Annotated in this window: 10 protein-coding genes; 4 read left to right on the top strand and 6 right to left on the bottom strand. The window is 71.5% G+C overall.

Annotated elements, in window-relative coordinates:
- Together ACFVVX_RS34090 and ACFVVX_RS34095 are read right to left on the bottom strand one after the other, a co-directional pair.
- The coding region (locus ACFVVX_RS34090; protein ID WP_387951461.1) for a condensation domain-containing protein at positions 1-1,528 on the bottom strand (1,528 nt) is incomplete at its 3' end.
- A 99-nt stretch (positions 1,529-1,627) separates the two neighbouring features.
- The gene (locus ACFVVX_RS34095; RefSeq protein WP_387951463.1) at positions 1,628-1,846 is read right to left on the bottom strand and encodes an MbtH family protein; all 219 of its coding nucleotides are present in this window, start codon (positions 1,844-1,846) and stop codon (positions 1,628-1,630) included.
- Positions 1,847-2,081: 235 nt separating this feature from the next.
- Between ACFVVX_RS34095 and ACFVVX_RS34100 the strand changes: the two genes are divergently transcribed.
- The 3 genes from ACFVVX_RS34100 (at position 2,082) to ACFVVX_RS34110 (ending at position 5,724) form a co-directional block, all read left to right on the top strand.
- Positions 2,082-2,966, top strand: coding sequence for a TauD/TfdA family dioxygenase (locus tag ACFVVX_RS34100; protein WP_387951464.1), 885 nt, complete (start codon positions 2,082-2,084; stop codon positions 2,964-2,966).
- Between the two features lie 156 nt (positions 2,967-3,122).
- Positions 3,123-4,109, top strand: coding sequence for a TauD/TfdA family dioxygenase (locus tag ACFVVX_RS34105; RefSeq protein ID WP_387951466.1), 987 nt, complete (start codon positions 3,123-3,125; stop codon positions 4,107-4,109).
- 295 nt (positions 4,110-4,404) lie between these two features.
- A complete protein-coding gene (locus ACFVVX_RS34110) occupies positions 4,405-5,724 on the top strand; it encodes a M64 family metallopeptidase (protein ID WP_387951468.1) in 1,320 nt (439 codons plus the stop codon).
- A 102-nt stretch (positions 5,725-5,826) separates the two neighbouring features.
- Here ACFVVX_RS34110 and ACFVVX_RS34115 read toward each other — a convergent pair whose 3' ends face one another.
- From ACFVVX_RS34115 to ACFVVX_RS34130, 4 genes are all read right to left on the bottom strand, one after another.
- A complete protein-coding gene (locus ACFVVX_RS34115) occupies positions 5,827-6,375 on the bottom strand; it encodes a YbaK/EbsC family protein (protein WP_387951470.1) in 549 nt (182 codons plus the stop codon).
- 320 nt (positions 6,376-6,695) lie between these two features.
- On the bottom strand, positions 6,696-7,325 hold the full coding sequence (locus ACFVVX_RS34120) for a LysE family translocator (protein ID WP_387951472.1): 630 nt from the start codon (positions 7,323-7,325) through the stop codon (positions 6,696-6,698).
- 113 nt (positions 7,326-7,438) lie between these two features.
- Entirely contained in the window at positions 7,439-7,984 is a 546-nt protein-coding gene (locus ACFVVX_RS34125) for a dihydrofolate reductase family protein (RefSeq protein WP_387951474.1), read from the bottom strand.
- Positions 7,985-8,105: 121 nt separating this feature from the next.
- Entirely contained in the window at positions 8,106-8,921 is an 816-nt protein-coding gene (locus ACFVVX_RS34130) for an NAD(P)H-binding protein (RefSeq protein WP_387951526.1), read from the bottom strand.
- 107 nt (positions 8,922-9,028) lie between these two features.
- On the opposite strand from ACFVVX_RS34130, the gene ACFVVX_RS34135 reads away from it, so the two are divergent.
- Positions 9,029-9,607, top strand: a complete 579-nt coding sequence (locus ACFVVX_RS34135; RefSeq protein WP_387951476.1) for a TetR/AcrR family transcriptional regulator — start codon at positions 9,029-9,031, stop codon at positions 9,605-9,607.
- Positions 9,608-9,969 lie beyond the last annotated feature (362 nt).

Genomic DNA, 9,969 nt, shown 5'->3' on the forward strand with positions numbered 1-9,969 from the left:
GTTCGAAGAGTTCGATGGTGGTGCCGGTGGGCCACTGGGTGTCCGGGCCGGCGGCCCACTCCACCAGCAACCGCTCACGCTCCGCATCCGACAGGAACTCCACCGTGGAGAGTGGTGCCGCCGGGCTGGCGGTGAGCCCGGAGAGCAGGCGGACGTACTGGTCCGCCATGCGGGCGACGGTCGCGCGGTCGAAGAGCGAGGTGGCGAAGAGCAGTCGGGCGTTCAACGGGCCGTCCCGGACGTCCTCGACGTCCAGGGTGAGGTCGGTCTTGACGATCCGGTCGCCCGTCAGCGGCTCGACCGCGACGCCCGGTAGCCGCAGGGCGCCGTCCCGCTGCTCGCGCATGATGAAGTCGGCCTGGTAGAGCGGACTGCGGGAGAGGTCGCGCTCGGGCTGGAGCTCGTCGACCAGACGGGCGAAGGGGACGGACTGGTGGTCGTACGCGTCCAGGACCGTCCGGCGTCCTGCGGCGAGCAGGTGGTCGAACGACGGGTCGCCGCTCCAGTTGGCGCGGGCGACCAGCACGTTGATGCCGTACCCGATGAGCTTCTGCAGCTCGGGACGGTTGCGCCCGGAGACCGTCACGCCGACGGGGATGTCGGTGGTCCCCGTGTACTTCGACAGCAGGATCTGGAACGCGGTGAGGAGGACGACGAAGCGGGTGACGTCGCTCTCCCCGGCCAGTTCGCCGATGCGGGCGGACAGCTCGGCGGGGATCTCGAAGGCGATCCCGTCGGCGTTCGGGTCGCGCCTGGCGGGCCGCTGCCGGTCGGTGGGCAGTTCGAGGACCGGCAGCGCGGCCAGTTGACCGCGCCAGTAGGCGAGTTGGCGGTCGAGCCGCTCGCCGGTGAGTTCCTGGCGCTGCCATGCGGCGTAGTCCGCGTACTGGACGTCGAGGGCGTCCGGCTCCACGGTGCGGCCGGCGGTCCGGGCCGCGTAGAAGTGGCTCAGCTCGCTTGCGAACACGCCCATCGACCAGGCGTCGCAGGCGATGTGATGGAAGGTCACCGTGAGGAGGTGGTCCTCCGCCGACAGGGCGAACAACTTGGCGCGCACGGGCCAGTCCCGCGCCAGGTCGATCGGGGTGGACGTCTCCTCCAGGGCCAGCTCCATGGCCCGATCGGCCCGCTGGTCCGACGGAACCCCGGACAGCTCGACGACCGGGAGCTCCAACGGCGCCGGCGCGTCCACCACCTGGACGGGCTCCTCCCCGGCCAGGGTGTACCTGGTGCGGAGGATCTCGTGCCGCTCGACGACCTGCTCCCAGGCCGCGCGAAGCGCCGCGAGGTCCAGCGGGCCGCGCAGGCGTGCCGCCAGCGGTACGAGGTACTCGGGGCTGTCGGGCTCCATCTGGTGGAGGAACCACATCTGCTGCTGTCCGAACGACAGCGGCAGCGGCTGGTCGCGGTCGACTCGCGTCACCAGCGACCGGCGGCCGCCCCGCTGACCGGACAGCCTGCTCCGCAGCAGCTTCTCCCGCTGCTCGTCCCTGTCCTGTCCGCCGGACGGCTTGTCGCCGGTGCTCATGTGTCTTCCCCTCAACGGCCGTGTGCTGCTGGTTCCGGGTCAAAAAGGTGGGTCTGGGGGCCTCGCGCGCGATGACGCGGCCGCCGGGCGGTGACGCCGTCAGCTCGCGGCGCGCTCCGCCATCCGAAGGCGCAGGCTCAGGGGACGCATGTCGGTCCAGACCTCCTCGATGCGGGCCAGGCACTCGTCCTTGGTGCCGCTGGTGCCCTCCGACCGCCAGCCGTCCGGGATTTCGCGGTCGGCCCACCAGATCGAGTACTGCTCCTCGTGGTTGAGGACCACGAGGTAGGTCTGCGCGTCGGTGCTCTGCTCGGCCATGTCACTCCTAGATCGTGAGAGTTGATCGGGCTCACTGTGCGGACGCGCGCTATAGGGCTTCTATATCGCCGTACGGATTGATCCGGGAGGTGGATGTAGAGGGAATATAGGCGCCCTCGGCAGGGTATTTCGCGGGCGCCTCAGCGTCCCGCGAACCGACGTGAAGAGAGGGCAGGCCTTGAGTCAGGACGGTCACGGGTGGAGGCCCCTGGAGATAACTCCGGGAGATGCTCAGGTGGAACCGGGCGTCGACGGACTCCACAGCTATCTGGAGTCGTTGGAGGACCTCGCAGGCCTGCTGAGCAGGGAGAAGGCCCTGGTGTTCCGAGGGTTCGGGATCGAGGAGGGGACTCTCGGCCCGATTATGGACCGGCTGCTGGACAACCGGTTGGCCTATGTGCACGGAAATTCCCCGCGGACCAAGGTCGGTCAGAACGTCTACACTTCGACCGAGTATCCGGCGGAATTCGTCATTTCCATGCACAATGAGCTCTCCTACGCCCACCGGTGGCCGTCCAGGCTGCTCTTCTTCTGCGATCTCGCGGCGGAAACCGGCGGCGCGACGCCGGTCGTCGACGGGGCCCGGTGGCTCGCCTCGCTCGACGGCGAGGTCCGCGAGGCCTACTCCGGGGGGCTGCGCTACACCCAGAACCTGCACGGGGGCCGGGGCCTGGGCAAGAGCTGGCAGCAGACCTTCGAGACCGAGGACCGCGACGAGGTCGAACGGTTCCTCGCCGACGCCGAGGCGAGCTGGGAGTGGCTGCGGGGGGACACGCTACGGGTGACCCAGCTGCGGCCGTCCACCCTTCGGCACCCGGTCACGGACGCGGAGGTCTGGTTCAACCAGTCGGACCAGTGGCATCCCGCGACCCTGGGCGAGGACGCGGCCGCACTGGCGAAGGTCGTCCCCGCCGACCAACTGCCGCAGGCCGTCACGTTCGCCGACGGCAGCCCGATCCCCGAGGAGTACGTCCTTCAGGTGCGCGACCGAGGCCTGGACGCCGCGGTCGACGTCGACTGGCGTGACGGCGACCTGCTGCTGATCGACAACATCCTGGTCGGCCACGGGCGTCGAGCGTTCACCGGTCGGCGCCGGGTGCTCGTCGCGATGTCCGACTAGGCCGCCTGGCCTGCCTGGTCCGCCTGGCCCGCCTGGCGCGTCTGGCCCACTTGGCCCACCTGGCCGACCTGGCCCACCTGGCCCACGAGCACAGATCAGCCCACGGCTCCGCCGAGACCGTCTCCGCGAGCCGCACCGAGGAGGAGGTACACCAGCATGCTGTCGACGATCAGTCAGACCGCGACTTCGGGGCCCCACACCCTGACGCTGTCCGACGTGGAGCGGGACGAGTTCCGCGGACTGGCGGAGCAGTTGGCGACGACTGCTCCCGCGCTCATCGACCACCCGGCCTGGGTGGACGCGGCGCGGGAGCTGTCGTGCCGGATCCCGCTCAGCCTGAGAGAGGCGGTGCGCGCCTACCGGCACGATCCGGGCGAGGGCGGGACGCTCCTCCTGCGCAACCTCCCCGTCGACGAGGCGACCCTGCCGCCGACACCGGCGGTGGCCGAGTCGGTCGAGCGTGCGGCGGCCGTCCCGGCGGCGGTCGCGGTGCTGGTCACGCTGAACCTCGGCGAACTGGCCTCCTACCGGGAGGAGAAGGCCGGCGCCCTGGTGCAGAACGTGGTTCCGGTGCCGGGCAGGGAGACGTCCCAGAGCAACGCCGGCTCCCACCCGCTGGAACTGCACGTGGAGAACGCCTTCCACCCGCACCGGCCGGACTACGTCGGGCTGTTGTGCCTGCGCCATGACCGGGCCGGGACGGCCGGGACGCTGGTGTCCTCGATCCGCAAGGCCCTGGGGCTGCTTCCGGCGGACGTCCGGGAGGTCCTGCACGGCCGGCGGTTCACCACGGCCCCGCCGCCGTCCTTCCACGGGGGTGACGCCGTTCCGCTGCACGCGGTGCTGAGCGGTGACCCCGAGGACCCCAACGTCCAGGTGGACTTCCACGTCACCCACGCGGTCGACGACGAGGGGAAGATCGCACTCGAGCACCTGCGGGACGCGTTCATCGCCGCCTCGCAGTCGGTGGTGCTGAGCTCGGGTGACATGGCCTTCGTGGACAACCGGGTGGCCATCCACGGCCGTTCCGCCTTCCAGCCGACCTATGACGGCCGCGACCGGTGGCTGCACCGGACCTTCGCGCACCTGGACCGCCGCCGTACCCGTGGCCACCGGCCCGGCGACACGAACGTGCTCAGCTGAACGCTGGCCGGGCACCGACAGGAGGCCCCCCACTGGCCTCCGCGGAGTGGAGCGGCTACCCCCATGGCCGCTCCACTCCGTCCACCTGCCCCGGAGCGAATGTGCGGTGGCCGCAGGCGGGGTGAACCGTTCGCGGGCGGTCGGACGTATCCATCGGTGAGGTGGTGACCGGATGGTGTCGTCCAGTCAGCTCGGTTGCCGTGCGGCCGGGTTGGCGGTGAGTGGTGGCGGTGCGTCGCGTCCTGGAGCCCCTCCTCGCCGCACCTCGCCGCCCATCGATTCCCGGAGACACCCCTTGCGCAACAGCAGGTTCACCTCGGTCCTCCTGGCCGGTGCCACGACGGTGGCCGCCCTGGCCGTCGGCGTCGCTCCGGCGGTCGCCGCGCCGTCCGACCCGGTCGCCGCCGCCGCCTCCCCGAGGGACCAGGACGTCGAGGTGTTCGCGGAGGACGGGGCCATCAGCCGGGCCAGGGTGCCCGCGGCGTCCCCGTTCGTGGCCGAGCCGTCCATGGGGGTGGCCGCCGCCGGGGACGGTGCCGTCACGAAGATCGTCAACAACGGGAGCACGGACAGCAAGCTGGACGTGGTCATGATCGGCGACGGCTACACGGCTTCGGAGCAGGACAAGTTCCGCAAGGACGCCGCCGCGAGGTGGAAGGACATCAGCGCCGTCCAGCCCTACGCCACCTATCGCAAGCTGTTCAACGTGTGGGCCGTGAGCGCCGTCTCCGCGCAGTCGGGAGTCTCCGGGGATCCGCAGCAGAGCACCGTCCGCAAGACCGCCCTCGGCTCGCGCTTCTGGTGCAACTCCATCGAGCGGCTGCTGTGCGTGGACATCAAGGCCGTCGACACCTACGCCGCCAAGGCTCCGCAGGCCGACCTCGTGATCGTCGTCGCCAACACCGCCAAGTACGGCGGCGCCGGCTACGGGAGCACCCAGTCGCCGCTCGGGTACGAGGGCATCGCCACCGTGGCGGGCGGCAACGGCGCGTCCGGCCAGATAGCGGTGCACGAGACCGGCCACTCGCTGGGCAAGCTCGCGGACGAGTACGTCGCCGAGGGCCAGGAGCCCTACCGGGGCGCGGAGCCGGCGCAGGCCAACATCACCACCCTGAGCGCCGACCGGATGCGCCAGGACAAGGCCAAGTGGTACCGCTGGCTCGGGAAGTCCTCGCCCGACGGAGGTGCCGTCGGTGCCTACCAGGGCGCCGGCAACTACCCGTCCGGCCTGAACCGGCCGACCGACAACTCCGTGATGCGCTCCCTCGGCCGCGAGTTCAACCTCCCCGGCCGCGAGGCGATGATCGCCGGCTTCTACCGGCGCGCCTCCACCCTCTCCAGCGCCACGCCCGTCACCACCCGGCTGACCGCGACCGACCACCTCACCGTCGACCTCCCGGTGTCCGGCACCAAGCTGCGCTGGTACCTCGACGGCAAGGAGGTGACGGCCCTGCGCGACCGGAGGACGATCGCCGTCTCCGACCTCGGCCCCACCGGCCCCAAGCCCGCGGCCCACGAGCTCAAGGCCGTGGCGAACGACCCCACGTCGGCCGTCATCGACCCGGCCCTGACCCCGGCGCTGACCCGCAGCCTGGTCTGGAGCGTCACCCGGTAGTGCCGCCCGGATTCCGCTCTTCTCGCGGGAGAAGGGGAGGGTGGCACCCCCTGTGGGGGGAAGGGGTGCCACCCCTGGCCGGGCGCCCAGGCGCCCGGGTGATCAGGTGATGCCGACCACCTGGGGCCGGGCCAGTCGCCGGTAGTCGGCGGCCCGGATCGCGACCGACCGGTCCAGCCGGGCGGCGTTGAAGTACAGCTCCGGCTCGTCGAAGAGGGCCGGGTCGGCGAGGACCTGGAGGTCCGGGTGGAAGGAGAACGGGGTGATCGTCCCGCTCACCGTCGCACCCAGGGTCTCGGCCACCTGCTGGTCGGCGAACCGGGCCTTGCCGCCGCCGGCCGCCCGGGCGACCTGCTTGAGGTCGACCCGGCGGTCGCCGGGCACGACGGCGAGCACGTGGCGCGTCGGCCGGCCGCCCTTGGTGACGGTGACCACCATGCACTTGGCGGCGGCGGAGAGCTTGTGGCCCCGCAGCTCGCTGGCGAGCGTGGTCTGTCCCTCCGGCGGGTGGTCCATCAGCCGGTAGGCGATGTCACCCTGGTGGAACAGGTCGAGGAGTCGTCGATACGTGGACGTCGGAGCAGGTTCGGCCGGCTCGGCGCGGGACAGCACGCCTACCGCTGCGAACTGCTCTGACGTGTCATCGGGCATTGGTCCTCCACGCTTGGTTGGCTTGGGTCGGCCGATGGGCCGGCGCAGCGAAGGATCGACGATGATCTATCAGCACCGCCACAGTGGCGCCCGCTCCTATACCGCTCCCATATCGGGCGCCGGCCGCGGGTCCGCCGACCGCGGGTCGGCGTGCCCTAGTGCCGCGTCAGGCAACCTTCGCCCCGTCGCGACGCCCGGCACGCACTCTCGCCGCACCGGCCGAAAGCCCAAGTACGTCCAGTACGAGGACTTCCGGCCGGCACGCCGATAGCACGCACCGGACGCCGCTCCTTGACGGGCAAAAGTTGCCTGACGCGGCACTAGTCCGAGGTCGTGACCAGCCGGACGGCCAGGGCGCCGAAGACCGCGCCGCTGAAGACGTCGAGGCCGCGGGCGACCCGGCGGCTGTGGCGCAGCAGCGCCGCCAGCCTGCCCGCCAGCACGCCCACCGTGGCGTCGACGGCCAGGCCGACGACCACCAGGGTGAGGCCGAGGAGCAGGAGCTGACCCGTCACGTGCCCCCGCTCGGGGCTCACGAACTGCGGCAGGAAGGCGATGTTGAACATGATCACCTTGGGATTGAGCAGGTTGGTGACGGCGCCCCTGACGAACGCGCGCAGCCGGCCGGCCGGCGCCGGCCCGTCGTCCTCCCCGGCCAGCGGCGACCGGTCGCGGAACGCCTGGACGGCCAGGTACAGCAGGTAGGCCGCACCCGCCCAGCGCAGCACGTCGTACAGCACCGGCAGGTGGGCGAACAGCGACGACAGCCCCAGCATCGCGGCCAGGGCGTGCACCATCGCCCCGAAGGCCACCCCCAGGGCGGCCATCACCCCCGTGGCCGGTCCGCCGCGGCCGCCCATGGCCACCACGAACATCATGTCCGGCCCCGGGGTGACGCACAGGGCGAGGGCGGCGGCCACGAAGGCCAGGTACAGCGGGGTGTCGATCATGACGGGCATCCTTCTCTCCCCGTGGTTCACGGGCACCTGGGTTTCCACCGGCGGGCGCGGGCGCGGTACGGGGTCCGCCCGCCGCACGCGCGCGGCGGGCGGACCCCGTACGGTCAGGCCGGCTGGTAGGTCAGGTCCAGCACGCCAGTGGAGAAGGTGACCGAGCCGGTGAGCTTCAGCGGCACCCGGGGCGAGCCCTCGGGGAAGAGCCGCAGCCCGGTGCCCAGCACGATCGGGTGGACGAGCAGCCGCAGTTCGTCGACGAGCCCCGCCTCCAGCAGGGTGCGGGTCAGGCCGATGCTGCCGGTCAGGTTGATGTTCCCGCCCGGCTGCTGCTTGAGCTCCTTGAGGGCGGCGACGACATCGCCCTCGATGACGGCCGAGTTGTTCCACTCGGTGTCGGTCAGGGTGGTGGAGGCGACCAGCTTGCGGATGCCGTTGATGGCGTCGGCCAGCTCGCCGCTCTGCTGCGGCCAGACGGCGGCGAACGACTCGTAGGTCTTCCGGCCGAGCAGCAGCGTGTCCGCCTCGGCGTGCATCCGGCCGACCGCGGCGCCCATCTCGTCGTTCATGTACGGGAAGTGCCAGGTCTCCGGCGCCTCCACGACGCCGTCCAACGAGATGAACAGGCCGGTCACGATCCTGCGTTGTGCGGTCATGCGAATCCTCCTGGTTCGTGGGTGGTGCTTCGGGTCCCGCCGGGCCCCGCAGGGGAGGGGTCTCGGCGAAGCGTGTGGCGCTCCGCCCGGCCGGCGGCGGCGCGCCGACCGGGCGGGGGGTTCAGCGGAACGCGGGGGCGGTGCGGGCGGCCCACTCGGCGAAGGTCCGCGGTGCCCGGCCGAGGACGCGCTCGACGTCGGGGCTCGGCACCTGCTCGGCGGGCAGCGGCTCGCCGAGGATGGCGAGGGTGCCCTCCACCACCGGCTCGGGCATGAAGGCCAGCATCTGCGCGCGGGCCTCGGCACGGGTCTGCTCGGCGAACCGCACCGGGGCGCCCAGGGCCTCGCCGATCGCCTCGGCCCGCTCGCGCGGCGTGACCGGGGCCGGTCCGGTGAGCTCGTACGTCCGGCCCGTGTGGCCGTCCTCGCGCAGGACCGCGGCCGCGACCGCGGCGACGTCCGCCGGGTCGACGGTGGGCAGCCCGACATCGCCGAACGGCGCGGCGGCCGTGCGCTGCGCACGGATCGTCCCGGCCCAGGCGAAGGCGTTCGAGTTCAGGCCGCCGGAGCGCAGCACCGTCCAGTCGAGACCCGAGCGGCGCACGGCGTCCTCGAAGGCCGCCGGGTGGCCGTAGACCTCCGGCCGCGTCCCGGCGCCCTGCGAGGAGAGCAGGACGACGCGCCGCACCCCGCCCGCCGCGGCGAGTTCGAGGATGCCCTCCGGGTCGTCGCCGGCGACGAGCAGGAACAGTGCCCCGGCCCCGTCGAGGGCGGTGTCCAGGCTCTTCGGGTCGGCGAGGTCCGCCTCGACGTGCCGCACCCCGTCGGGCAGCGGGCCGGGCCGCCGGGAGACGGCGGTCACCTGCTCGCCGGCTTCGAGGAGGAGTCGCACGAGCTCCTGGCCGACGTTTCCGGTCGCACCCGTCACAACAATCACAAGAACCCCCATGGGAAAGGCGGTCGGGTGGGCCGACCGGGTAAGTTAGTTGGCTGACTTACTCGGAACAGTAGCCGACGCCGCGTCAGGCGTCTACAGTCAGTCAGGTGACTGACTCAAGGAATTCCCGGCGATCGTCGGGCAAGCGGGAGCGGCTGGCGGCCGCCGCGGCCCAGGTGCTGCACCAGAAGGGCGTCGAACAGACCACGCTGGCCGACATCGCCCAGGCGGCGGACGTCCCGGTCGGGAACGTCTACTACTACTTCAAGACCAAGAACGAGCTGGTCGAGGCGGCGATCGCCGCACACGCCCAGGGGCTCCAGGCCGTGATCGACACCCTCGACGCACTCCCCACCCCCCAGGAGAGGCTGAAGGCGCTCCTGGCGGGCTGGGTCGGGCAGCGCGAGCTCACCGCCCGGTACGGCTGCCCCACCGGAAGCCTCGCCTCGGAGCTCGACAAGCGGGCCGACGGCCTCGACGAGTCCATCGCCGAGGTCATGCGACAGCTCATCGACTGGGCGGCGGTCCAGTTCGAGGCGATGGGCCGCGACGACTCCCGCGAACTCGCCGTCGCACTGGTGGCCGCGTACCAGGGGATCTCGCTGCTCACCAACACCCTCCGTGCACCCGAGCTGATGGCTGTCGAGGGGCGCCGGCTGGAGCGCTGGATCGACTCGCTCACCTGACGTGCACCCGGTGCCCACCGGGCCGGATTCCTCCCGGGAAACGAAAACTATGGCGCGGGCGCGGCCCGGTCAATCGAGATGATGCCGTATTTCGGTGCCAAACCGGCCATATCCCGTCGGATTGTTGCAATGGAAATGCCGATGAATGCAACCGAAGCGGGCAGGGCTTTGCAATGACCTGTCGGTGAACGCACCGACCGCCACCAGCAAGGCCTCAACCCCTCGGGGCGGTCGGTCGCGCGGTCGGTCGCGCAGGGAAGCTGGGGTCGATCCGTCGGGGGCCGCGCCGGGCTGTCGTATTTCACCGACAGCCCGGCGGCGGCAATTCCCGGCGCAGGCCTTCGAGGATGTCCGTCCGATGC

The organism is Kitasatospora sp. NPDC058170 (genome assembly GCF_042883905.1).
Taxonomy (GTDB): Bacteria; Actinomycetota; Actinomycetes; order Streptomycetales; family Streptomycetaceae; genus Kitasatospora.

Excerpts from the sequence above, each read along its gene's own strand:
- ACFVVX_RS34105 (WP_387951466.1), top strand. The coding sequence starts at position 3,123 with ATGCTGTCGACGATCAGTCAGACCGCGACTTCGGGGCCCCACACCCTG.
- ACFVVX_RS34115 (WP_387951470.1), bottom strand. The coding sequence starts at position 6,375 with ATGCCCGATGACACGTCAGAGCAGTTCGCAGCGGTAGGCGTGCTGTCC.
- ACFVVX_RS34125 (WP_387951474.1), bottom strand. The coding sequence starts at position 7,984 with ATGACCGCACAACGCAGGATCGTGACCGGCCTGTTCATCTCGTTGGAC.
- ACFVVX_RS34095 (WP_387951463.1), bottom strand. The coding sequence starts at position 1,846 with ATGGCCGAGCAGAGCACCGACGCGCAGACCTACCTCGTGGTCCTCAAC.
- ACFVVX_RS34120 (WP_387951472.1), bottom strand. The coding sequence starts at position 7,325 with ATGATCGACACCCCGCTGTACCTGGCCTTCGTGGCCGCCGCCCTCGCC.